Genomic DNA, 20,362 nt, shown 5'->3' with positions numbered 1-20,362 from the left:
GTATCAGCCTGCGGAGCGCCGGTAGGACCAGGAGCAATCCCGGCACAGCGCGAAGAAACAGGAAGCCACGGAATCCCCACCGGAAACCGTGCCGCGTAGCGGCACAGCAACCGGTCAGGAAGGCCAGAATCCTCGGGCTTCAACCCGAGGTGCAAGTCAATCGACCAACTCCCCGCCACGCCAGGGGACATAGGGAAAACCCTGTGCGACGGGAGTGGTTCGCGGGTCGGTGCGGGTTCTGTCCGCGTCGGTGCGGGGGCCGGAACAAGAGGTGGGCTCAGCGGTAGTTCAGCTCGGCGAGCTCCGTGGCGAGCTTGGTGCGGAACGGGGTGTGGCCGAGTACCCGCAGGGCGATGTTGCGGACTCCGCGGGCGGCGGGGCGACGCGTGGTGGCCAGACGCGTCATGCGGTCGGCGAGGGCGACCACCTGTTCGGCGACCGGCCGGCGCGTGGTCTCGTACGTGTCGAGGGCTCCCGAAGCCAGGGCCCGGCCGAGCGCGTAGCCGTCCTGGATGCCTGTGTTCATCCCCTGCCCTCCGGCCGGGCTGTGCACGTGCGCGGCGTCGCCGGCCAGGAAGAGCCGCCCCGCCCGGTAGGAGTCGGCGACGCGATGGTGCACCCGGAACCGGGAGGACCAGTGCACCTCGTGGGCGGTGGCCTGCCCGGGGACGCGTTCGTCCAGCAACCCTTGCAGGAAGGCCAGGTCGGCGGTCTGGGGAGCGTCGTCGACGGTGGCGACGACGCGGTAGCGGTTGCCGGGCAGCGGCGCGACGACGGTCATGCCCGCGCTGTGGAAGTTCAGGGACACCTCTCGCGGGCCCGGCGCCCAGCGCATGTCCACGTCTGCGAGGACGAAGGACTCGGCGTAGGCGCGGCCGGTGAAGCCGATGCCGGCGGCTTCGCGCACCGTGCTATGCATGCCGTCCGCGCCCACGACGTGGTCGGCCCGTACGGTCTCCCCGCTGGTCATCGTGACCGTGGCCCCCGTCTCGTCCTGCACGACGGACGCCGCCTCGTGGGGCCGGAAGGCGTCGGCGCCCAGCGCCCGCAACCGAGTGAGCAGGACGTCCTCGGTCTCGTTCTGGGGCACCATCAGCGCGTACGGATGAGGCGTGGGCAGGCGGTCGAACGGAATCGTCATCAGGGTGCGGGAGCCGTCACGGACGGAGAAGCGGGTGAGCTTGATGCCGCGGCGGAGCAGTTCGGCGGAGGCGCCGAGCTCGTCGAGAACCTCAAGGGTGCGGGCGTGGACCACCGCGGCCCGGGAGGTGTTCGCACCTTCCGCCTGCCGGTCCACCAGGACGAAATCGATGCCGGCCTGAGCGAGGGTGATCGCCAGTGCCAGCCCGGTGGGTCCGGCGCCGATGATCGCGACGTGGGTGCGGGAGGGGAGTGCGCTCCGGTCCATGAGGGTCTCCTGCTCCATCGAGGGTGTCAACGAGAGTTGGCCATCGCTTGTAGGCAGAGTGCTCCATCGCGGCAGCTAAGTCAACAAGCGTTGGCCAACATTCGTTGACTCAATGGTTCGCGGCGCGCACCGACGGCCGGGGCGCCCGTATGGCCGGACCTCCCCCGTATGGCCGGACCTGCGTTGAACGTCCGTACGCCGGCCCGGTCAGGCGGCCGGGCCGGCGTCCAGCGCACTCCTCGCGTCACCCTCGCGCGGCGCGAAGCGGTTCGCCGACGCTCCTGAGGTGGCGCAGCGCCTCCCGGTGCGAGTCGATCAGACCGGTCTGGTGGTACGGGATGCCCAGTTCCACGCAGTACTGCTCGGTGATGGCCTGAGCACGGCGGAGGGCCGGGGTGGGCATGCTCGGGAACAAGTGGTGTTCGATCTGGTAGTTCAGCCCGCCCATGAAGACGTCGACCAGGGCGCCGCCGCGGACGTTGCGTGAGGTGAGGACCTGGCGGCGCAGGAAGTCCAGCCGGGTGCCCTCCTCGATCATCGGCATCCCCTTGTGGTTCGGCGCGAACACCGACCCGAGGTAGATGCCGAACAGCCCCTGGTGGACGGCGATGAACGCCAGCGCCTTGCCCGGCGAGAGGACGGAGAACAAGGCGCCGAAATACAGTCCGAAATGCATCACGAGCAGCGTGCCCTCGAGCACGGGACGTTTCACCGAGCGACTTCCGAGCGCCCGGAAACTGCTGAAGCTGAGATTCAGTCCTTCCAGGGTCAGGAGGGGGAAGAAGAGCACCGCCTGATGCTTTCCGACGAAACGCGGGAGACCCTTCGCCTCGCGGGCCTGACGGCGCGACCAGACGAGAATGTCCGGCGCCACGTCGGGGTCCTTGCCTTCGTGATTGGGATGCGCGTGGTGCCGGGTGTGCTTGTTCATCCACCACCCGTAGCTCATGCCGAGCAGCAGGTCGGCGACGAGGAGGCCGCCCACCTCGCTGGGCCGCCGGCGGGAGAAGACCTGCCGGTGGGCGAGGTCATGAGCGGCGAGCCCGAGCTGGCCGAAGACCACGGCCAGGGCGACGGCGACGAGCAACTGCCCCCAGCTGTCCCCCAGCCTGAAAAAGGCGGTGATGGACCAGATGAGAGCGAGGGCCACCGCACCGAAACGCACCGTGTAATACAGCGGACGGCGCCGGAGAAGTCCGGCCGCGGATATCCGGCGAGACAATTCGGAGAAGTCGCTTCCATCGCGCCGTTCGTCTCGCCCTCGCTGCGTGGGCGGGTCTGCCGGAAGAACCGTGGGATGCGTCATGACGGTAAGTATCTGAACCGTGCACCGATCCCGGAATGGCGGTCGCCCCCCAGGCGGGGGAGGGGCTGGCACCAGCGTGAGGGTGTGGAGAGCCCGGGGACGGTGTCGCGCACCGTCCGCGACACCGCCCGGGAAGCGGTGCCCTAGGGCACCGGGGACTGCCCGTTCCGGCCTCAGGCGAGGGCCGCGACCAGGAGGGTGAAAGCGGCGACGATGACGCCGACGCGGGCGTAGTGATAGCGGTTCCAGCGGTTCGTCTGCTCCTTCCAGTCCGCCGGGCGGTTCTCGGGCGTCCACGTCTTGCCCCGGTTGTTGATCGGGACGAGCAGCAGGACCGACATGACGACGCTGAGGACGAGCAGTGCGGCGGCGATGACGGGGAGGCCGGCGCCGTCGTCGTGCCATGTGGCCGCGGCCCAGATCGCGGTGAGCACGAGCGAGCCCCCGTACCAGAACGGCATCAAGGCGCCGAGCATCCGGCCGCCGTGGGACCGGGCGAGCTGGTCGCTGTCCTCCGGAAGCGCGTTGAAGATCGGGTTCATGACGAAGGCGACGGCGAACTCCACCCCGACCATCAGTCCGACGACCACGGTGGTGACGACCTCCAGGGCACTGAGCATGACGACCCCTCCTGTATCTAGCGTTGCTAGCTGATGGGTCAACGCTAACTCTGCTCACGCTCGATTGTCTAGCGGTGCTAGGATCGGGTCATGTCGGTCAAGGAACGCAAGGAACGCGAGCGGGCACAGCGCGAGCGCCTCATCGTCGCCACGGCCCGGGAACTCGCCGAGGAGCAAGGGTGGGACGCGGTCACCACCCGCCGGCTCGCCGAGCGCATCGAGTACAGCCAGCCCGTCCTGTACAGCCACTTCCGCGGCAAACGCGAGATCATCGGCGCCGTCGCCCGGGAGGGGGCGGCCGAGATGGCCGCGGCGGTGCGGGCCGCGGTGTCCACCGCGCACACCCGGCGGGACCGGGTCGCCGCCCTCGCCCGCGCCTACCTGGACTTCGCCGAACGCAGCCCGGCGGTCTACGACGCCCTGTTCGACCTCGACGGCGGCCTGGCGTTCGCCCAGGAGGACACCCCCGGGGAGCTCAAGGACGCCTTCGCCGCCCTGCTGGAGACCCTGGGCGAGGTCGCCGGTGACGGCGTCCACCCGGGACTGTTCACCGAGACGTTCTGGGCGTCCCTGCACGGACTGGCCACCCTGACCCGGGCGCGACGCCTCCCACCGGAGGACACGGAGCGCAGGATCGAACTGCTGGTGGACCGCCTCGCGGTGATCTGAGCGTCGGCTCGCCCGGCCGGACGTCAGCTCTGCCGGGAGTGCACGGGGCTGTTCGCGACCTCCTCCGGGCACTTGTGGTGCGGGGCCCGCGTACGGCGGTCGCGTACCCAGTCGGACGTGGCCAGGGCGAGCGAGGCCAGCATGCCGACGATGCCGGCGCCCAGGGCGACGACGAGGGCGTTCTGGTAGTCGCCGCCATTGCCGAGCACCAGGTAGAAGAGGCCGGGCAGGGCGGCGGTGCCCACCGCGGCACCCAGCCGCTGCCCCGTCTGCAGCGCGCCTCCGGCCGCGCCCGCCATGTGCACGGGCACGTCCCGCAGGGTCATCGTGATATTCGGCGAGACCACGAAGCCCCCTGCGATGCCACCAAGGAACAGCACGGGGGCCGCGAGCCAGGGAGCCATGTCAGGGGGCGCGAACCGCAGCAGCAGGGCGGCTCCGCCGAGCCCGCAGATCGCTCCCGCGAGCCCGCACACGGTCAGCAGCCGGCCGAAGCGGTCCACCAGCCGCCCCGCGATCACGGCGGCTCCGGCCGAGCCGAGGGCGAACGGGGTCACGGCGAGCCCGGACTCCAGGGGCGAGAAGTGCCGCCCCTCCTGGTAGAAGAGGGCGAAGACGAGCCAGACGCCGCTGAACCCGACGAAGTACAGGGTGCCGACACCGGCGCCCACGGCGTACCCGCGCACCGTGGTGAACAGCCGTGGATCGAGCAGCGGTTTGGTCCCCCGGGCGACGAGACGGCACTGCCGGCGGACGAAGACGACCAGGATCGCCGCGCCGACGAGGAACAGCCACCACAGGCGGCCCAGCCCGCCGGCCTCCGCCTGCACGAGCGGATACATGAGGGCCAGGACGCCGAGCCCGAGGAGCAGCACACCGGGCAGGTCCACGTGCCCCCGCCCGGAGCGCCGGGTGCGCGGCAGCAGACGCCGCCCGAGGAGAACGGCGAGGACGCCGATGGGGACGTTGACGTAGAAGATCCAACGCCACCCCTGCGGGCCGTCCGCCAGCGCGAGGATCGTCCCGCCGATGAGCGGGCCCGACGCGGACGAGATGCCGACGGTCGCCCCGAAGTAGCCGAAGGCGCGACCGCGTTCGGCGCCACGGAACATCTGCTGGATGAGCGCGGAGTTCTGCGGCGCCATGAATCCGGCCGCCAGGCCCTGGGCGAGCCGGGCCACGACCAGCAGCGTGATGTCGGGAGCGGCACCGCAGGCCGCGCTGAAGAGGACGAAGCCGCACAACGCCGCCAGGAAGATACGGCGCCGGTCCAGGGCGTCGCCGAGCCGCCCGGCGGTGACGAGGGCGAGGGCGAAGGTGAGGGTATAGCCCGACACCACCCACTGCACCTGCGCGGGGGAGGCGTCCAGGTCGCGCTGCACGGTGGGCAGGGCCACCGCCACGATCGTGACGTCCAGCAGGCTCATGAAGCCCGCCACCAAGGTGACCCAGAGCGCTCGCCACCGGCGCGGGTCCGGCTGATGGTCGTCCGTCTGGCCACCGGGGTCCCGGTCGCCCGCCGCTGACGCCGACGCTGTCACATGGAGTCCTCTCGCACGGCCCGGCCGAACACGTCCCCGGTTCCCCGGACCTACGGCGTGCACACCCGGTCACCCGCAAATGAGCCACGCCCACGGCTCGCGATGCCGCAGGCCGGCTCAGCGGGGCGGGGGATAGATCAGCGTGCCATCGACGACCTGGGCATGCGGACTCAGCACGGCCGGTGCGGACGACGTGGCCGACATGATGTGCACGACCTCCACACCGGCGACGATCAGCGCATCCGTGATCAGCCGCCTGTGGCACCGCCACGGCACCGCCTCGCTGCACATGATCGCGGGCCGCTCGTGCGCCGCCAGCTCCCTCAACTCGCCGAGCCCCTCGGCGAACATGGGCGTGCTCATGTGGTCGGCGTAGTCGCGGAAGGCCTTGACCCGCCACGCGCCGTTCGGACTCGGCACGCCCACGGGGGTGTGCCGGCGGCCGCCCAGTTCACGGATCCACCGATAGCCGATGTCGGGCGGCAGGGACTCGACGACGGCAGCCTGATTCCACTGCGGATACTTCCGGGACGAGGGGAACGACCGGACGTCGACCAGACTGGTCACGCCGTTGCCGCGCAGCATCGCGACCACCTCGTCGAAGCCACGGGTCGAGTGCCCGATCGTGTAGACGCGGTCCGTCATCGCACCGCCTCGCCGTCCAGGCCGCTCCTGGTGACCCTGCCGACCACAGCTTCGTCAGTGCTCCTCCCATGTGCATGGCGACATGACCGGTCTTGTCGCCCCACGGGCAGGCTCAGCCACTTCACGTCGCGCCGGGTGCCCGGGGCCACGGCGTCCAACCGTGAGGAAATTCGCTGTCCGTCCGCCGGGGACGGTGATAGACACCCGATGTGACCATGACACTGGAATTCTCCGACCTGCGGCGCCTGATCGACGAACGGTCCACCGCCTTCCGGGCCGCAGTCGCCTCCGCGCCCAGTCTCGACGTGCAGGTGCCCACCTGCCCGGAGTGGACGGTGTTCGACCTGGTGCAGCACCTCGGTGGCGGAGACCGCTTCTGGGCCGCCATCGTCGGCGCGGGGCCCGCCGGCGCCCCACCGGCCGAGGCCGTCGCCCGGCGCGCCGCCGTGGCCGCGCCGCGGGAACGTGAGGCGCTGCTGGCCTGGCTGGCCGAGTCGACGCAGCTGCTGCTGAGCGCGCTGGGGGAGGCGGGTCCGGATCGCGGTTGCTGGACGTGGTGGGGCGCGTCGCAGTCGCCGCGGACCGCCGGTGGCGTCGCCCGGCACCGGGTCCAGGAGACCGCGGTGCACACCTACGACGTCCAGGTCACCCTGGGAGCCCCGCGGCCGCTGCCGGACGAGGTGGCGCTCGACGGCGTCGACGAGTTCCTGTCCACCTGCTGCGCGACGCCGGCCGCCTGGCCGCACAAGCCCACCACGATCGACTTCCACGCGACCGAGGGCCCCTCCTGGCGCCTCACGCTCGACGGGGACGGGGCACGGGCGACCCGACTGCCCACCGACGTCACCGGCGCGGGCTCGGACGCCCCCGGCGTCTCCGTCCGGGGAACCGCCAGTGAACTGATCCTCTCCCTCTACGACCGTATCCCGGCCGCCTCCCTGCAACTCGACGGAGACGCGGGCTTGCTGGACCTGCTCCGCGCCTGGGAACCGGAGGAGTAGGACGCGACGGGACGCCGCGCGCCTACGGATGCAGCTTCTCGCCCTTCGCGAGCATCGCCACAAACTTCTCGATCCGCCGTGCCCGGGTCTCCGGCTTCTTGGCGTCCTGGACGCGGTACAGGATCGCGTAGTGGTTCTGCCGGTCCAGGGTCGCGAAGAACTTCGCCGCGGCCGGTTCGGCGGCCAGGGCCGCGGCGAGGTCGTCCGGCACGGTGGCGGTCCTGGCGCTGTCGTAGGCCGCGTCCCAACGGCCGTCGGCCTTGGCCCGGTCCACCTCGGCCTGCCCCGGCGGCCGCATGCGGCACTGCTCGATCAGGGCGGTCACCTTGTCCCGGTTGACCTTGGACCACTTGCTGCGCGGCGTGCGCGGGGTGAACCGCTGCAGCCACCACTGGTCGTCGAGCCCGGCCTTCTGCCCGTCGATCCACCCGTAGCAGAGAGCCACGTCGAGCGCCCCGGCGTAGTCCAGCGCGACGACTCCCGGGCTCTTCTTGCGCAGCTTGACCCAGATGCCGGGCGAGACGGCGTGGTTCTCACCGAGCCACGCCAGGAACGCCTCGGCGGATTCGAACGCTACGATCTCCAAGTCCTGAGTCACCCCGGCAGCGAACCACACGCGGCCGACTGCCCTGAAGCAGTTCCTGGATCCGCTGGAGCCACTGGCATGCGCCGACCGTGCGGGTGTCAGTGCGGTGCCGGGCACATGGCCCGCCCGCCACCACGTGGCGCCAAGAACGCATCGGCCGGGCGGACGCACCCATCCGACGACATCGAGTGAGCCCATGAGCGACGACGTCCTGTCGGTCATTCCGACCGATCCCCAGTGGCAGCCCGACCAGGCAGCGGGCGAGCGTGCGGCCGCGCTCGCCGCCGGCATGGCACCCGGCCTTCCCGACGGCGTGGCAAGCGGGATCGACGTCACCTGGCACGACGCCCTCACCGCCATCGACTGCGGCGGCAACCTGGAACCGATCGGCTGTCCGCACTGCCGTGCCTCCATCGACACGGAGTGGTACGCCGACCTGCTCGAAGAGCACGCCGGGGAGGGCTTTCCCACCCTGGCGGTGACAGTGCCCTGCTGCGGTGCCGCCACCGCGCTGGACGTGCTGACCTACGACTGGCCGTGCGGCTTCGCCCGCTTCGAGATCGCGTTCTGGAACCCCGCACGTGACTGGTTCGACGAGGACGACCTGGCCACCTTCGCCGCCGCACTCGGGCATCCCGTGAAGCAGGTCCGGGCCCACATCTGACGCGGTATTCCCACCGGTCGGGGTCCCCACGGACCGTCGGCGTGCTAGGAACAGGGAATGATCTTGAAGGTCGAGCGTACCGACGCGCGCACATGGCGGGACGAGCAGCTGAAGGAGCTTTTCAGCGAAGGGTTCCCGGACTTCATCACCGCCGATCGGCTGGTGAAGGAGTACATAGGCAGGGTCGGTGAGTGGTTCGCCGACCTGAACCTCATGCTGGTGGACGACCGCGACGTACCGGTGGCTTCCGGCTGGGGCGTGCCGCTCCACTGGGACGGGCTGCCGGGGTCCCTCCCCGCGGGCTACACGCAGGCACTCGTCCGCGCCGTCGAAGGCCGTGAGGCAGGGATCGCCCCCAACACTCTGGTGATCTGCGGAGCCATCGTCACGCCCTCACTGAAGGGACGAGGACTGGCGGGGAAGACCCTCGAAGCGCTGCGCCAGACTGCGAAGGACGCCGGATGGTCGCACGTCATCGCCCCGGTCCGTCCGACGACGAAGGCCCGGTACCCGTTGACGCCGATCGAGACCTTCATGCGGTGGAGCCGCGAGGACGGGCTCGCCCTCGACCCCTGGATCCGAACCCACCAGCGCCTGGGCGCCACGATACTCGCGGCGGCCCCGGCGTCGCAGACCATGACGGGTACGGTCGCCGAGTGGGAACGGTGGACCGGCATGGCCTTCCCCGAGTCCGGTGACTACGTGATCCCCGACGGGCTCAGCCTCCTGACAATCGACCGGGAGGCCGACCAGGGCGTGTACCAGGAGCCCAACGTCTGGATGCGGCATGGCTGACCCGTGGCCGACGGCATGCCTCGACGCTGCACGCCCAATCCGACTGACCCCGCGATGACGCCCCTGACGACGCTGGTGGCGGGCCGTCACCCAGCGGCGGCGGCCCGGGGTTCGACCACGCATCGATCGATCTTGTCCACGACCCCCGCGGTCGTGACGCGCACCCGGTAGGTCGTCGTCTCCTTCGCGGGCACCGGCACCTGGTTACCGGTCTCGACCATCTTGAAGCCCTCGGCGTCCAGGAAACCGATCTTCACGGTGAAGACGCCGTCGCTCCGGTTGGGATTCGTGATCTTCACGGTGGCGCTCGGGTCCGACGGGCTCGCGCAGCTCACGAGCACCGCCGATCCGTCTTTCAACGGCTCCGCGGCCTCGGTGGAGGTGGGAGAAGAGGGCGCCTGCGAGGTGTGCGTACTGACGCTGCTGCCGGCGCTCGGCTCCATGGTCGCCGCGGCACTGCTCGGTGAGGCGGTGCTGGAGGCGCCCGCGGTCTGACTTCCCGCGGCACATCCTGTCGACAACACCGTAAGGCTCACCATGACCGTTGCCGACACCGCGAGGGATCTCGGCCCGCGCCCCTGCATGTACATGCGGGCACCCTACCTGCGCACATCCCCCACACCTCTCGAGGGTGGGCGCACTGGCAGCACGCCGCCGACCGGTGGGACCTCGCACCGGCCGGCGGCGTGTGTCGGTGGGTCGTTCAGGGTCTCAGCACTCACCCCTCCACACGACCCTCGTAATGGTCAGCCCCGCCTCGGCGTTCGCCTTGTACCGGCCCGGGCCGGGGTTGTAGTGGAAGCAGTCCGTCGACGGTTGACCGCCGAGATACGACGTCACGTCCACGTGGTCGGCGCCCGGGTAGGCGACCCCGTTGTTGAAGATGGAGCCGACGGCCAGATTCCCGGACCAGTTGCCCGCCACCCTGAGGAGGAGCCGGCCCGACTGGTTGGCGCCGCTGTAGGCGCAGAAGTAGCCCTTCCCGCACCCGGCGGGATTGGGCTCGGCGGACGCCGACGGGGCCACGGCCAGAACTCCGGCGAAGGCAGCCGCCACAACTCCGGCGCCCAGTGCGGTGAGTCGCTTTCCGGTCAGCACGGTGAGTCCCCTTTCCGTCAGCACTCGCCGCGCCATACGACCTTGACGACACGGGTGCCCGGGACCGCGTTCGCCTTGTAGGCGCCCGGACCGGGGTTGTAGTGCAGGCACGCGGTTTCCGTCCCGCCTTCGACGGTGTACGTCACGTCGACGTGGTCCGCGCCAGGGAAACGCACCCCGTTGTTGAACGCGGAGCGGAAGGCTACGCTTCCGCTCCAGTTTCCCTTGGTTTTCAGCACGAGTTGACCGGTCTGGTTCTCCCCGCTGTAGGCGCAGAAGTATTCCTTTCCGCAGCCCGGCGGATCGGCCTCGGCCGCCGCGCCGGGCGCGTTGACCAGCACGGTGGCGAAGGCGGCAGCCGCTGCCGCCCCGATGGCAGCATGTGTGCGCATGTGGTTCTTCCCCCTTGAACGACAGTGCGACAATCTTGGTCGCGTACGCCATTCAGGCTGCCTGTCGGTGCCCTCCTCTGCCAGGTGATTCGGCGGCTGCCTAAAAAGCCTGCTGGTATGCCCGGAGAGGGGTGTGCATCGGGCGGGTTGGCGTGAAAGGTGATATCGCGATGACCGAAGCCGCGGGATCATTGGTACTGTCCCGCGCTGATTTTTTCAGTTGAACACGCGACTGACTGCGATGGAATGCCGTGCTCCGAGTACATTTCACGCGAGAAGATCTGCTGCGTACCCGAGTCGCCGACGCGCCCGACCCTTTGTGGGAACTCGTACTCAGCGTAAACCTTTTGGCAACACGTCAGGGACGCGCCGTATTCGACATCTGGCGCGCGGATGCCCGCACCGCGCTGCGCCGGCTGCCCCTACACCAGCTGCACCTCGTCCGGGCACTCGCCCCGCCTCGGGGCAGCTTCCCCGACTTCCTCAACCCGCCGGAGTCCTCGCAGGGGCTGGCGGAGGGCGTCGAGGCCGTTCTGTCGACGCCGCGCCCGCGGTTGGGCCATGAGATGTCCGTGCTCGCCAGGGCGCCGAGGTGGCTGCGCCCGCTGGCGGAGGGCGAGCCCGCGGCACTGGAGTTCCTCGGGGAGGCACTCCACGGCTACTTCCACGCGGCCCTGGCCCCGCACTGGTCCGCCGTCCGGGCCCAGGTCGAGGCCGACCGGGCGGTCCGTGCACGGGAGATCCTGCGCGGCGGCGTCGACGCGCTGCTGTCCGGTCTGGGGCCGTCGATGCGCTGGCGCCCGCCGGTGCTGGAGACGGCCTACCCGTTCGACCGCGATCTGCGCCTCGACGGCAGAGGGCTGCTCCTGGTGCCGTCCGTGTTCTGCTGGCAGACGCCGATCACGTTGACCGACCCGGATCTGTCGCCCGTACTGGTCTACCCGGTGGCCCGCTCGTACCGCTGGTGGCTGCCTCGGCAGACGGGTACGGAGCCCCGCGCGCTCGCCAGGCTGCTCGGCCCCGGAAGGGCCGTCGTCCTGCGGGCGCTGGAGGACGGATGTACGACGAGCGAGGTGGCCCGCCGGGTCGGCGTGACCCCCGCGACGGCCAGCGAACACGTCGGGATTCTGCGGGAGGCAGGACTGGCCGCCTCCGTCCGCGACCGCAACACCGTGTTGCACGTCCTCACCCCGCTGGGCGCCAGCCTCCTGACGGCGAACGGATCCGGTCCGAAGTGACCGCTGCGCCGTGTGCCGGGGGATGTCACTCAAGGCTTTCGAGGAAGTCGAGGAGCACGGTGTGCAGGACGCCGGGCCGTCCGGATCCGCCCCAGTCCCGGCACACCAGCCGGACGCCGTCTGGCTCCACTGCCTGTTCAGACCATGCCATCTCGCCCCCATCCCCCAGATGATCGGCTGCCCCGAATCCGGTCATGCCGCAGCCGGCTCGCGGCCGTCAGCGCCGACGGGCGGGCATAGGGCGCCGATGACCGGCGCGCGAATCGGCGAGATTCCTCGTCGGCCTCACGGGTACTCCGGGAACCACACCACTGTCCACCGATGCCGGAGAGTCATGACAGGCACGACGGAGAACGATCAGCCCCAGCGCTTCTGCAAGGCGTGCGGCACGCCCGCCGGCGACGGGGGGCTCTGCGCCCACTGCGGCGCCGTCCTGAACCTGCCCGACCATGAGGGACTGGTCGAGGACCAGGGCGTCACGGTCCGACGGGACCTCGGCAACGAGACGCACACGTGAACAGGCTCCTCACCTCCCGGGAGCCGGGCGGGAAGCCCGTGTGAGCAGCGTGTCGAGGGGTAGTCGGTGCGCGTGACCAAATCCCCCATCGCTGTCCTCGACGTCGACGGCACGCTGATCGACTCCAACTACCACCACGCGCTCGCCTGGTACCGGGCCCTGCGCTCGGTGGGGGAGATCTGGCCGGTGTGGAAGCTGCACCGCTTGATCGGCATGGGCGGTGACCAGCTGGTCACCGCCCTGGGAGGCGAGGACCTGGAGCGCCGGGTGGGCGACCGGGTCCGTGAGCAGCAAGGCCGGGAGGTCGATGGGCTGCTCGACGAGATGGCGCCGTTGCCCGGTGCGCGCGACCTGCTCCTGGCCATCAAGGAACGCGGTCACCGGCTGGTGCTGGCCAGCTCCGGCAAGGAGCGGCACGTCGATGCCTTCCTGGACAAGCTGGATGCCCGCGACATCGCCGACGACTGGACCAGCAGCGCCGACGTCGAGGCCTCCAAGCCCGCGCCGGACCTGCTGCACGTGGCTCTCAAGAAGCTGGGGGCGCCGCCCGACGCGTCGAGTGTGATGGTCGGCGACTCGGTGTGGGACGTCGAGGCGGCGAAGCGGGCGGGGATGCCGGCGATCGTCGTCCGCTCCGGCGGCTTCGGCGACGACGAACTGCGGAACGCGGGCGCCATCGCCCTGTACGACACGCCGGGCGACCTCGTGAAGGCCCTGGACGACACGCCACTGGCCTGAGGCGGACCCGTCCCGGAGTGGCGCTCTGCCCACCGCGGGCGGACGCACACTGGACCCACCGTGACCAGCCACCCGTACCCGACCCTGGACGTCGTCGTCGCCGACCGCCTGGACGTCGTCTTCGTCGGGATCAATCCAGGGCCGGCGTCGGCGCTGCGAGGGCACAGCTTCTCGACGCCCGGCAACAGGATGTGGCCGGCCCCGCACCGCTCGGGCTTCACACCGCACCGGTTCCGGCCCGAGGAGGAACGCGACCTGCTCGGCCCGGGCCTCGGCGTCACGAGCATCGTGCGCAGGCCCACGGCCCGCGCGGCGGAATCTCACGCCGGACGAGTTCCGGCAGGGCGGCGAGGACTTGGTCCGGCGCGTGGAGGCGCTGCGCCCCAGGTGGCTGGCCTTTCCGGGGATCACCGGGCACTGAGCTGCGTTCGGGGCCCTCGACGCGGGCGTGGGTGCCCAGCGGGCGTCCCACGGGGGTGTACGGGTGTGGGTTCTGCCGAACCCCAGTGGGCTCAACGCGCACTACCCGCCGTCCGCGCTCGCCGTGGAGTTCGCCGAAGTCCGCGTCGCCGCCGGCCTGCCCGACCGCTCCGGCCTCGTCGGCGACGGCCCGTTCGAGCACCAGTCCAGGTGACCCAAGGCCCTGGGCTGACGAGGTGCCGGCGCTCGGTCTGTGCCCGAGGAGTCCGCCGTGGCCACTTCCGGGTCGCGCATGGCTGCCACCGAGGTCCGGTGGGCGCCGGATGCCTTGTGCTCGTACTGCTGCGGAGGATAAGGGGTGTGATGACGGGGCTGCCGCAACGTTGCGGGACGTACCGCTGCATCAGCGCAGGTGACAAATCCGGCGACGGCGGCGATCTCCCCCGGGATACTGGGCGCCCATGGACGAGGTCGAAGTCGTCGTGGCCCATTCCGAGCGGGCGACGCTGCGCGTTGGTGAGGTGTTCCTGAAGGTGGACGCCGACCCGGCGCGCCTCGACGCCGAGGTCGAGGCGATGGCCCTCGCGCCGGTCCCGACCCCGGAGGTCCTGTGGTGCACGCCGCCCGTGCTCGCGACGGCCGCGGTCCGCGGGACGACGCTCGGGCGCCTCGGCGGGCCGTCGACCGGGTCGGCGGCGGCGTGGGCCGCGGCGGGTGCCGCCATCCGGCAGTTGCACGACGCACCGCTGCCACCCCGGCTGGGCCGGGCCGGGCGCAGCATCGCCACCTTGTCGGCGGAGCTCGACGCCGAGTGCGATCTCCTCGTGGCGAACGGCCTGCTGCCCGCCGGCCTGGTCACCCGCAACCGCCAGGTCGCCGAGGCCGCCCTGCGGCCGTGGCGCCCGGCGTTCACGCACGGCGACCTGCAGATCGCACACGTCTTCGTCGAGGCGGATGAGGTCTCGGGCATCATCGACTGGTCCGAGGCGGGCCGGGGTGATGCCCTGTACGACCTCGCCACCTTCACGCTCGGACATGAGGAGCACCTGGACGACGTCCTCATCGGCTACGGCGCCGACGTCGATCGCGACGTGATCCGCGCGTGGTGGTCGGTGCGGAGCCTGCTGGCGGTTCGATGGCTGATCGAGCACGGCTTCGACGCAGACGCGCCGGGCTGTGAGATCGACGTGCTAAGAGCCCGCATGTGAGGGGGCCGTCGGCCCTGTGGATCACGCGTGACGGTGCCCAGGGGGCGCACTCGTCCGAGTCGGAGCATGCGGCCGTCGCGTGGTCCCGGCAGCGCGAGGAGGACGGTGAGGTCGTCGGCACGGACATCGCAGAGGTCTTCCTCAGCGGTCTCGCCCGCGGTCCGACACGTGGTCGCCTTCCTGACGAGCAAAAAGCCAATTCTGGTCCAGAACAACGCAGTTGCGATAGCCAGCCGACAGTGGCACCGCCTCCCGTCCAGCACTTCCCGGCACCCCTTGACCCTCACGTGACGTCAGGCCGCATAGTCAGGCCCGTGGAGGATCACTGGACCGTGGGACGCGTGGCGGAGCTGGCCGGCGTGACCGTGCGCACGCTGCACCACTACGACGAGATCGGACTGGTGCGTCCGTCGGCGCGCACCGCGAAGGGATACCGGGCCTACTCGGCGGGGGACGTGGAGCGGCTCCGGGAGGTGCTGGCCTACCGGCGGCTGGGCTTCGGCCTGCGAGAGATCACCGATCTGGTCGGTGACGCGTCGACCGACCCGTTCGCGCGCCTGCTCCAGCTGCGCGGCCTGCTGCTGGAGCGGCGTGACCGCGCCGACGCCATGGTGGCGGCCATCGACAGGGAGATCGAGGCGCGGGGGAAGGGACGTACAGTGACGCCGGAGGAGCAGCTGGAGGTGCTCGGCGCGCGCCTGTACGACGCGATCGGCGGCGCCTACACGGCGACGCGGCGTACGGAGCCACGGATCGCCGCACAGATCCTCGACGTGCTCGGCGACGCCCAGACGGTCCTGAACGTCGGAGCCGGCACCGGCAATTACGAGCCCGCCGGGCGCGAGGTCATCGCCGTCGAGCCGTCGGCGGTCATGCGGAGGCAGCGGCCCGTCGGCTCGGCGCCGTGTGTGGCCGCCGCGGCGGAGAGCCTGCCGTTCGAGGACGGTGCCTTCGACGTCGCGATGGCTGTCTCGACCGTTCATCATTGGGAGGACCCGATAGCGGGGCTGCGCGAGATGCGGCGCGTCGCCCGCCGCGTCGTGGTGCTCACGTTCGACACCGACGATCTCGGCTGGCAGGACCGTTTCTGGCTCACCCGGGACTACCTGCCCGAGTTCGCCACCGTCCTCGCAGGGTTTCCCTCGCTCGCCGCCATGGCCGACGCGATCGACGCCCGTACCGAGCCGGTACCCATCCCGTGGGACTGTGCCGACGGCCTGTTCGAGGCGTACTGGCGCCGACCGGACGCCTATCTGGAGGACCATGTGCGCCGCGCGGTGTCGGTGTGGACGAGGGTCGGTCCTGAGGCCGAGCGACGTGCGGTGCAGAGCCTCGGCGACGACCTCGCGTCCGGCCGCTGGGCCGAGCGCAACAGCGACCTCACCAACCTCGCGGCGGCAGACCTCGGGCTCCGCCTGCTCATCACGTGAACTCGTTGCCCGCGCGGGCCCACGGTCGCAGCTTCTCCGGGTTGCGGACCACCCAGATGCGGGTGACGCTCCCGTCCACGACCTCCAAGGAGGCCACGGTCACGACGACGCCGGCACGCCGCGCCACCAGCCCCGGCGCCCCGTTGACCGACCGCTCCAGCAATTCGAGGCCGGCAGCCTTGTCCGCGATGGCGACCATGTACTGGGCGATGCGGGCGGCGCCCTCGACCGGGCGCAGGACGGTGCCCACCATGCCGCCGCCGTCGGCCGTCATGACGGCTGCCGGGTCGAGCGCACGCACGAGGGCCGCGATGTCCTTCTTCTCCCAGGCCTCTTTGACGCGTCTCACCACGTCCGCCTGGTCGGCCGTGCTGGCCGGGGTGCCCGAGGCGCTCACCCGCCGCCGTGCGGACGCCGCCAACTGTTTGCAGGCCGCGGGGGATCGGCCGAGGACGCCCGCGATGTCGGCGAACGGGTACCGGAAGACGTCGTGCAGGACGAAGGCCACCCGCTCCGCCGGCGTCATCGACTCCAGGACGACGAGGAAGGCCGTGGTCACCGACTCGTCGAGGACGATCTGGTCGGCGGGGTCCCCGGACGTGGCCGGGTCGGCTCCGCCCGCCTGGGACCACTCGGCACGAGCGGGCAGCGGCTCAGGCAGCCATGCGCCGACGTAGCGTTCCCGGCGAGCCCGTGCGGAGCCGAGCAGGTCCAGGCAGATACGACCGGTGACTGTCGTCAGCCAGGCGGTGGGGGAGCGGATTGCCTCCCGGCGGCTTCGCGGCAGCCCGTAATAGCGTGCGTACGCGTCCTGCACGGCGTCCTCGGCCTCGGTCACCGAACCGAGCAACCGGTAGGCCACGTTGATCAGTTGGCGTCGGTCGCCCGTCGTCTCCGCTGCGCTGATGTCCACGGTCCTCATACTCCCGCCACCCCTCGCCTTACCTTCTGCCGGCCCACGTCGTCGTGTGGGTGAACGTCGTCGATCCCTGACCCGAGGGCGGAGAACCCGAGGGCGGAGTAGGAGGACTGGGACATGGCCATTCAAGAGACGGCCCACCTGACACGCGGCACCTCGTTCCTGCGGTTCGCCATCGCCTTGCAGACCTTGACCATCCTTCTTCAGGCGGTCTCCGCCGGACTACTGCTGACCGCTTCCTACGGAGAGACGCTGCACAGTGTCGGAGCCCGCGTGATGTACGGGGCGTCCATGCTGTACGTGCTCGCCGCGGTACTGGCGTGGAAGCCGGGCGGCGGATCGCCTCGGCCCATCCTTCACGCGTCAGGCTTCCTCGCGCTGGCCTCGGTCCAGGTGGTGCTGGGCATCGCGCACGTCCCGGCTGTCCATCTCCCCCTGGGCGTCCTGATGTTCGGACTGAGCGTGCTGGCGCTCGCACGACGCTGAGAGACCTCGGCCGCCGTGTCCCGAGTTACCTGGCCTTGCCCTCCACCTGCAGCGGCACACGCCGCCGGTCGGCGGTGCCCCTGCTGCGCCGGAGGAGTCCGCGCCGCATTCCGCAAATGGATCAACGCCCGCGCGTCGGAGGGGTGGAGGCCACCCCGGGCGGCGAACTCGGCACCAAGCAGGTCGTATTCCACCGTGACCGCGCGCAGCAGGTGCACCAATCCCATGAGCGGGTCCTCGTCGTTCGTGGGCTCTCTCCGCTTCCGTGGATCTCCGCACGCCCACGACACCATGGCGTGGCTCGACGCGCTGGTGGACGGGCCGGGGCTCGCCCGCACCGACCCGTGCGGCCACTCCTAGGGTGCCTGGCCGGCCGTCACGTTCGGCGAGGCGAGGTGGCCGTGTTCCCCGGAGCGACACACCACTCCCTCCCGCTCACCGCACCGAAGCTGCGGAACGACAGGCTGCTCGGCTTCCTGGACGGACAGCACCGGACGATCGAGTCGCTGAGACCCTCCAGGCCGTTGGGGTTACGCCGTGTGCGGCCCGCCAAGGGAACGGTACGATCCGCGGGTCGTCTTACGGGGGAGGGACCATGGCCGAGGGCCGCGAAGTCACCAGCGACAGCGAGGAAAGAGAGTCCGACGTCGCGGGGGAGGCGGCGGTGCACCTGGTGTACCGTCCGCAGCCGGCCGACACCCTGGCCGGGCTCCGGGCCCGGCAGCGGATCAAGCGGTGGGGGCTGGTCCTGCGGGTCGTGTTCCTGGTGCTGTGGGTGGGGCAGTGGCTGCTGGGCACGATCAACCGGGGCGGGGCCGATCCGGTCTCCACGGTGCTGTTCCTCCTCGTCGTTCTGCTGGTGGCCGGTTATCCGCGGCTTCAGGCCGCCCAGGTGCAGCGCCTCGTCGGATGGCAGGGCGAGTACCGCACCTCGGTGTCCCCGGCCGGCATCACGACCAGCAGCGACCACACCACGCTCGTCCAGAAGTGGTCGGTGTACCAGGGCTACCGTGAGACGAAGGGGCACTTCGTCCTGCTCAGCCGCGACCCCAACATCCTGTGCGTCGACGTCCTGCCCAAGCATGGGCTCGGCACTCCCGACGACGTCGCCCGGCTGCGTGCCCTCTTGGACCGGTACGCGAAGCGGGTCTGACACCGTTCACGGTCAGGGGCGTCCGTACAGCTGCAGGAGACGGGCGGGGGAGAAGCATGCCGCGCTGAGGAAGGTGCCCCAGTTGGCGATGTCGGCGTTGACCAGCCTGCCGGTGGCGGGCCGGGTGTAGGCGGCGATTGCCGAGACCATGAAGGGGACCGAGCCGAGTTGGCTGACGGCGACGATCCACCAGCCGAGATCGCGGCGCCGCAGCCAGGGTCACCCGCGATGGCAGATCTCGACGAAGCCGAGGTGGCCGGAGATCCGGAACAGGCAACCGACCACGTCCGGGGCCCAGATGAGCCGGTTGGCTTGCTGGACGCTCAGCCCCTGCAGGAGAAGGCCGTGCACCGGCCGACCACGGCCGACGCGGTAAGGACAACCGGTCCCGCCGCAACGGCCGATGGGGTACTGCAGGGAAAGCCCATCGACGTGCATGCGTCCGTCCGGAACAATCCAGCTCCATGCACCCCACCCCGTGACCGGACCAGCGAGTCCTCACCACGTAGGACATGCTTTAAGGGCTGGTCGGCGGGGCGACGACCAACTCGGTGTCCGGGTCATGGTCGATCTGTGGAGGGCCGGCGACGATCATGGTGGCTCGGGCCCACGGCTGTTCTCGCAACATGAACGGCAGTTCCTCCAGCAGCCAGTTCGTCACGTGCTCCAGCTGCTCGGGGGAGTCACCGTCGCGGCCGACCAACAAGCGCTCTTGCTCATCGAGGTCACCCTGCATCCACACCGAGGCGTCCAACCACGGGGCAAGCTCCTCGCGGATGATGCCGGTGCCCTCGACCCAGACGAAGTCGGCACCGGCGGGGACGGTGATCGATCCGGGCCGGTCGTGGGCGATCCAGGCGTCGGGACGGAAATCCACCGCCTCACCTCGGTGCAGGGGTTGCAGGATGTTCTCGACGAGCACGGCACCCCAGTCGAAGTAGGCGTGGTTCCAGGCGACGTCGTCGGTGTGCACGATGGCGGAGTTGGGCGCCACCTTGCGTAGCCGCTCGGCCAGGGTCGTCTTGCCTGCGCCGCCCCGGCCGTCGATCGCGATCACCCGCGGACGTCCGGTGACGTCGGGTGATGCATCGCGCAGGTGCCGGACGGCGGCGTGCACGGTCACCACCCGCCAGCCAACGGCCTCGGTCTCGCCTGGATGTAGATGCATCTGTCGTCTGTCTCCGGAGGTGAGGACGCGGGTCCGGCCTGCCCGGACGATCCACCGGTCGGGTTACTGCGTGACGTGACTCCTCACTGACATTGATCATGCAGGTGTGGCCCGGGCAACTCCTGAATCAACGTCGAAGCGGCATCTACAGATACTGACACAGCCACTGAAGCCCATGGTCGAGGTCACCAAACGATTCCCAATGCGGTTGTCAAGCCAGGCTGGTGACATGCTGTGAGCGTTTCAGCCCGGAGTGACAGCGGGTGGGGGCGCGACGATTTCGAAGGTACGGCCATCGCGTATGAGTGCCCATATGACGTTCAGGCGTCGTCGCGCGAGGGCGATGATGGCCTGCTTGTG

Annotated in this window: 25 protein-coding genes and 2 pseudogenes; 14 read left to right on the top strand and 13 right to left on the bottom strand. The window is 70.4% G+C overall.

Annotation, left to right across the window (positions count from 1 at the left end; translation table 11 throughout):
• Nucleotides 1-277: 277 nt before the first annotated feature.
• From ACFRAC_RS35465 to ACFRAC_RS35455, 3 genes are all read right to left on the bottom strand, one after another.
• The gene (locus tag ACFRAC_RS35465) at nucleotides 278-1,408 is read right to left on the bottom strand and encodes an FAD-dependent oxidoreductase (protein ID WP_382939004.1); all 1,131 of its coding nucleotides are present in this window, start codon (nucleotides 1,406-1,408) and stop codon (nucleotides 278-280) included.
• 244 nt (nucleotides 1,409-1,652) lie between these two features.
• On the bottom strand, nucleotides 1,653-2,714 hold the full coding sequence (locus tag ACFRAC_RS35460; protein WP_382939001.1) for a fatty acid desaturase family protein: 1,062 nt from the start codon (nucleotides 2,712-2,714) through the stop codon (nucleotides 1,653-1,655).
• Between the two features lie 173 nt (nucleotides 2,715-2,887).
• Entirely contained in the window at nucleotides 2,888-3,334 is a 447-nt protein-coding gene (locus ACFRAC_RS35455) for an anthrone oxygenase family protein (RefSeq protein WP_382938999.1), read from the bottom strand.
• 90 nt (nucleotides 3,335-3,424) lie between these two features.
• Between ACFRAC_RS35455 and ACFRAC_RS35450 the strand changes: the two genes are divergently transcribed.
• On the top strand, nucleotides 3,425-4,003 hold the full coding sequence (locus tag ACFRAC_RS35450) for a TetR/AcrR family transcriptional regulator (protein ID WP_382938996.1): 579 nt from the start codon (nucleotides 3,425-3,427) through the stop codon (nucleotides 4,001-4,003).
• 23 nt (nucleotides 4,004-4,026) lie between these two features.
• Here the strand turns inward: ACFRAC_RS35450 and ACFRAC_RS35445 are convergent, their stop codons facing one another.
• Together ACFRAC_RS35445 and ACFRAC_RS35440 are read right to left on the bottom strand one after the other, a co-directional pair.
• Complete coding sequence (locus ACFRAC_RS35445; protein WP_382938993.1) at nucleotides 4,027-5,544, bottom strand: MFS transporter; 1,518 nt, start codon at nucleotides 5,542-5,544, stop codon at nucleotides 4,027-4,029.
• A gap of 117 nt (nucleotides 5,545-5,661) precedes the next feature.
• Nucleotides 5,662-6,189 carry a DUF488 family protein gene (locus tag ACFRAC_RS35440; protein WP_382938988.1) on the bottom strand — a complete coding sequence of 176 codons (528 nt, stop codon included), beginning with the start codon at nucleotides 6,187-6,189 and terminating at the stop codon, nucleotides 5,662-5,664.
• Between the two features lie 215 nt (nucleotides 6,190-6,404).
• On the opposite strand from ACFRAC_RS35440, the gene ACFRAC_RS35435 reads away from it, so the two are divergent.
• Nucleotides 6,405-7,190: a maleylpyruvate isomerase family mycothiol-dependent enzyme gene (locus tag ACFRAC_RS35435; RefSeq protein WP_382938986.1), complete on the top strand. Its 786-nt coding sequence runs from the start codon at nucleotides 6,405-6,407 to the stop codon at nucleotides 7,188-7,190.
• Nucleotides 7,191-7,212: 22 nt separating this feature from the next.
• Here ACFRAC_RS35435 and ACFRAC_RS35430 read toward each other — a convergent pair whose 3' ends face one another.
• A complete protein-coding gene (locus ACFRAC_RS35430) occupies nucleotides 7,213-7,806 on the bottom strand; it encodes a YdeI family protein (RefSeq protein ID WP_382938982.1) in 594 nt (197 codons plus the stop codon).
• 166 nt (nucleotides 7,807-7,972) lie between these two features.
• Here ACFRAC_RS35430 and ACFRAC_RS35425 point away from each other — a divergent pair, with 166 nt between their 5' ends.
• The gene (locus tag ACFRAC_RS35425) at nucleotides 7,973-8,440 is read left to right on the top strand and encodes a hypothetical protein (RefSeq protein WP_382938979.1); all 468 of its coding nucleotides are present in this window, start codon (nucleotides 7,973-7,975) and stop codon (nucleotides 8,438-8,440) included.
• A gap of 57 nt (nucleotides 8,441-8,497) precedes the next feature.
• A complete protein-coding gene (locus tag ACFRAC_RS35420) occupies nucleotides 8,498-9,235 on the top strand; it encodes a hypothetical protein (RefSeq protein WP_382938977.1) in 738 nt (245 codons plus the stop codon).
• Nucleotides 9,236-9,321: 86 nt separating this feature from the next.
• Here the strand turns inward: ACFRAC_RS35420 and ACFRAC_RS35415 are convergent, their stop codons facing one another.
• Nucleotides 9,322-9,534 carry a hypothetical protein gene (locus ACFRAC_RS35415; protein WP_382938975.1) on the bottom strand — a complete coding sequence of 71 codons (213 nt, stop codon included), beginning with the start codon at nucleotides 9,532-9,534 and terminating at the stop codon, nucleotides 9,322-9,324.
• On the opposite strand from ACFRAC_RS35415, the gene ACFRAC_RS35410 reads away from it, so the two are divergent.
• A complete protein-coding gene (locus tag ACFRAC_RS35410) occupies nucleotides 9,524-9,730 on the top strand; it encodes a hypothetical protein (protein WP_382938971.1) in 207 nt (68 codons plus the stop codon). The two genes, ACFRAC_RS35415 and ACFRAC_RS35410, sit on opposite strands and share 11 nt — an antisense overlap.
• Nucleotides 9,731-9,946: 216 nt before the next feature.
• On the opposite strand, the gene ACFRAC_RS35405 is transcribed toward ACFRAC_RS35410, so the two are convergent.
• Both ACFRAC_RS35405 and ACFRAC_RS35400 read right to left on the bottom strand, forming a co-directional pair.
• On the bottom strand, nucleotides 9,947-10,333 hold the full coding sequence (locus tag ACFRAC_RS35405) for a peptidase inhibitor family I36 protein (RefSeq protein ID WP_361354780.1): 387 nt from the start codon (nucleotides 10,331-10,333) through the stop codon (nucleotides 9,947-9,949).
• Between the two features lie 17 nt (nucleotides 10,334-10,350).
• Nucleotides 10,351-10,725 (bottom strand): peptidase inhibitor family I36 protein, encoded by a 375-nt coding sequence (locus tag ACFRAC_RS35400; protein WP_382938965.1) that lies wholly within the window; start codon nucleotides 10,723-10,725, stop codon nucleotides 10,351-10,353.
• Between the two features lie 347 nt (nucleotides 10,726-11,072).
• Here ACFRAC_RS35400 and ACFRAC_RS35395 point away from each other — a divergent pair, with 347 nt between their 5' ends.
• The gene (locus tag ACFRAC_RS35395; RefSeq protein WP_382938963.1) at nucleotides 11,073-11,963 is read left to right on the top strand and encodes a winged helix-turn-helix domain-containing protein; all 891 of its coding nucleotides are present in this window, start codon (nucleotides 11,073-11,075) and stop codon (nucleotides 11,961-11,963) included.
• A 25-nt stretch (nucleotides 11,964-11,988) separates the two neighbouring features.
• On the opposite strand, the gene ACFRAC_RS35390 is transcribed toward ACFRAC_RS35395, so the two are convergent.
• Nucleotides 11,989-12,114: a hypothetical protein gene (locus ACFRAC_RS35390; RefSeq protein WP_382938960.1), complete on the bottom strand. Its 126-nt coding sequence runs from the start codon at nucleotides 12,112-12,114 to the stop codon at nucleotides 11,989-11,991.
• Nucleotides 12,115-12,297: 183 nt separating this feature from the next.
• On the opposite strand from ACFRAC_RS35390, the gene ACFRAC_RS35385 reads away from it, so the two are divergent.
• From ACFRAC_RS35385 to ACFRAC_RS35365, 5 genes and pseudogenes are all read left to right on the top strand, one after another.
• Nucleotides 12,298-12,480 carry a hypothetical protein gene (locus ACFRAC_RS35385; protein ID WP_382938956.1) on the top strand — a complete coding sequence of 61 codons (183 nt, stop codon included), beginning with the start codon at nucleotides 12,298-12,300 and terminating at the stop codon, nucleotides 12,478-12,480.
• 72 nt (nucleotides 12,481-12,552) lie between these two features.
• Entirely contained in the window at nucleotides 12,553-13,218 is a 666-nt protein-coding gene (locus ACFRAC_RS35380; RefSeq protein ID WP_382938953.1) for an HAD family hydrolase, read from the top strand.
• A gap of 84 nt (nucleotides 13,219-13,302) precedes the next feature.
• Nucleotides 13,303-13,852, top strand: a pseudogene (locus ACFRAC_RS35375) (mismatch-specific DNA-glycosylase).
• A 247-nt stretch (nucleotides 13,853-14,099) separates the two neighbouring features.
• The gene (locus tag ACFRAC_RS35370; protein WP_382938949.1) at nucleotides 14,100-14,846 is read left to right on the top strand and encodes a phosphotransferase family protein; all 747 of its coding nucleotides are present in this window, start codon (nucleotides 14,100-14,102) and stop codon (nucleotides 14,844-14,846) included.
• A gap of 332 nt (nucleotides 14,847-15,178) precedes the next feature.
• Nucleotides 15,179-16,276 (top strand): MerR family transcriptional regulator, encoded by a 1,098-nt coding sequence (locus ACFRAC_RS35365; RefSeq protein WP_382939007.1) that lies wholly within the window; start codon nucleotides 15,179-15,181, stop codon nucleotides 16,274-16,276.
• Here ACFRAC_RS35365 and sigJ read toward each other — a convergent pair.
• On the bottom strand, nucleotides 16,269-17,198 hold the full coding sequence (gene sigJ / locus ACFRAC_RS35360) for an RNA polymerase sigma factor SigJ (protein WP_382938947.1): 930 nt from the start codon (nucleotides 17,196-17,198) through the stop codon (nucleotides 16,269-16,271). The two genes, ACFRAC_RS35365 and sigJ, sit on opposite strands and share 8 nt — an antisense overlap.
• A gap of 114 nt (nucleotides 17,199-17,312) precedes the next feature.
• On the opposite strand from sigJ, the gene ACFRAC_RS35355 reads away from it, so the two are divergent.
• The 3 genes from ACFRAC_RS35355 to ACFRAC_RS35345 all read left to right on the top strand — a co-directional run bounded on the left by ACFRAC_RS35355 (nucleotide 17,313) and on the right by ACFRAC_RS35345 (nucleotide 18,834).
• A complete protein-coding gene (locus ACFRAC_RS35355) occupies nucleotides 17,313-17,681 on the top strand; it encodes a hypothetical protein (protein WP_382938942.1) in 369 nt (122 codons plus the stop codon).
• Nucleotides 17,682-17,906: 225 nt separating this feature from the next.
• Nucleotides 17,907-18,041, top strand: coding sequence for a hypothetical protein (locus ACFRAC_RS35350; protein WP_382938939.1), 135 nt, complete (start codon nucleotides 17,907-17,909; stop codon nucleotides 18,039-18,041).
• A gap of 235 nt (nucleotides 18,042-18,276) precedes the next feature.
• Nucleotides 18,277-18,834: a YcxB family protein gene (locus tag ACFRAC_RS35345; RefSeq protein WP_382938937.1), complete on the top strand. Its 558-nt coding sequence runs from the start codon at nucleotides 18,277-18,279 to the stop codon at nucleotides 18,832-18,834.
• A gap of 12 nt (nucleotides 18,835-18,846) precedes the next feature.
• On the opposite strand, the pseudogene ACFRAC_RS35340 reads toward ACFRAC_RS35345, so the two are convergent.
• Both ACFRAC_RS35340 and ACFRAC_RS35335 read right to left on the bottom strand, forming a co-directional pair.
• Nucleotides 18,847-19,170 (bottom strand): annotated as a pseudogene (locus ACFRAC_RS35340) (hypothetical protein); the annotation flags it as partial.
• A 181-nt stretch (nucleotides 19,171-19,351) separates the two neighbouring features.
• Nucleotides 19,352-20,002, bottom strand: a complete 651-nt coding sequence (locus ACFRAC_RS35335) for a uridine kinase (RefSeq protein ID WP_382938934.1) — start codon at nucleotides 20,000-20,002, stop codon at nucleotides 19,352-19,354.
• Nucleotides 20,003-20,362 lie beyond the last annotated feature (360 nt).

Origin of the sequence: Streptomyces sp. NPDC056628, assembly GCF_042792555.1 — a bacterium.
Lineage (GTDB): Bacteria > Actinomycetota > Actinomycetes > Streptomycetales > Streptomycetaceae > Streptomyces.
Note: the sequence above shows the minus strand (reverse complement) of the source record. Positions and strands in the feature narration are given on the sequence as shown.

Excerpts from the sequence above, each read along its gene's own strand:
- ACFRAC_RS35390 (WP_382938960.1), bottom strand. The coding sequence starts at position 12,114 with ATGGCATGGTCTGAACAGGCAGTGGAGCCAGACGGCGTCCGGCTGGTG.
- ACFRAC_RS35425 (WP_382938979.1), top strand. The coding sequence starts at position 7,973 with ATGAGCGACGACGTCCTGTCGGTCATTCCGACCGATCCCCAGTGGCAG.
- ACFRAC_RS35355 (WP_382938942.1), top strand. The coding sequence starts at position 17,313 with ATGGCCATTCAAGAGACGGCCCACCTGACACGCGGCACCTCGTTCCTG.
- sigJ (WP_382938947.1), bottom strand. The coding sequence starts at position 17,198 with ATGAGGACCGTGGACATCAGCGCAGCGGAGACGACGGGCGACCGACGC.
- ACFRAC_RS35350 (WP_382938939.1), top strand. The coding sequence starts at position 17,907 with ATGAGCGGGTCCTCGTCGTTCGTGGGCTCTCTCCGCTTCCGTGGATCT.
- ACFRAC_RS35455 (WP_382938999.1), bottom strand. The coding sequence starts at position 3,334 with ATGCTCAGTGCCCTGGAGGTCGTCACCACCGTGGTCGTCGGACTGATG.
- ACFRAC_RS35420 (WP_382938977.1), top strand. The coding sequence starts at position 8,498 with ATGATCTTGAAGGTCGAGCGTACCGACGCGCGCACATGGCGGGACGAG.
- ACFRAC_RS35450 (WP_382938996.1), top strand. The coding sequence starts at position 3,425 with ATGTCGGTCAAGGAACGCAAGGAACGCGAGCGGGCACAGCGCGAGCGC.
- ACFRAC_RS35460 (WP_382939001.1), bottom strand. The coding sequence starts at position 2,714 with ATGACGCATCCCACGGTTCTTCCGGCAGACCCGCCCACGCAGCGAGGG.
- ACFRAC_RS35435 (WP_382938986.1), top strand. The coding sequence starts at position 6,405 with ATGACACTGGAATTCTCCGACCTGCGGCGCCTGATCGACGAACGGTCC.
- ACFRAC_RS35465 (WP_382939004.1), bottom strand. The coding sequence starts at position 1,408 with ATGGACCGGAGCGCACTCCCCTCCCGCACCCACGTCGCGATCATCGGC.
- ACFRAC_RS35345 (WP_382938937.1), top strand. The coding sequence starts at position 18,277 with ATGGCCGAGGGCCGCGAAGTCACCAGCGACAGCGAGGAAAGAGAGTCC.
- ACFRAC_RS35440 (WP_382938988.1), bottom strand. The coding sequence starts at position 6,189 with ATGACGGACCGCGTCTACACGATCGGGCACTCGACCCGTGGCTTCGAC.
- ACFRAC_RS35335 (WP_382938934.1), bottom strand. The coding sequence starts at position 20,002 with ATGCATCTACATCCAGGCGAGACCGAGGCCGTTGGCTGGCGGGTGGTG.
- ACFRAC_RS35400 (WP_382938965.1), bottom strand. The coding sequence starts at position 10,725 with ATGCGCACACATGCTGCCATCGGGGCGGCAGCGGCTGCCGCCTTCGCC.
- ACFRAC_RS35370 (WP_382938949.1), top strand. The coding sequence starts at position 14,100 with ATGGACGAGGTCGAAGTCGTCGTGGCCCATTCCGAGCGGGCGACGCTG.
- ACFRAC_RS35385 (WP_382938956.1), top strand. The coding sequence starts at position 12,298 with ATGACAGGCACGACGGAGAACGATCAGCCCCAGCGCTTCTGCAAGGCG.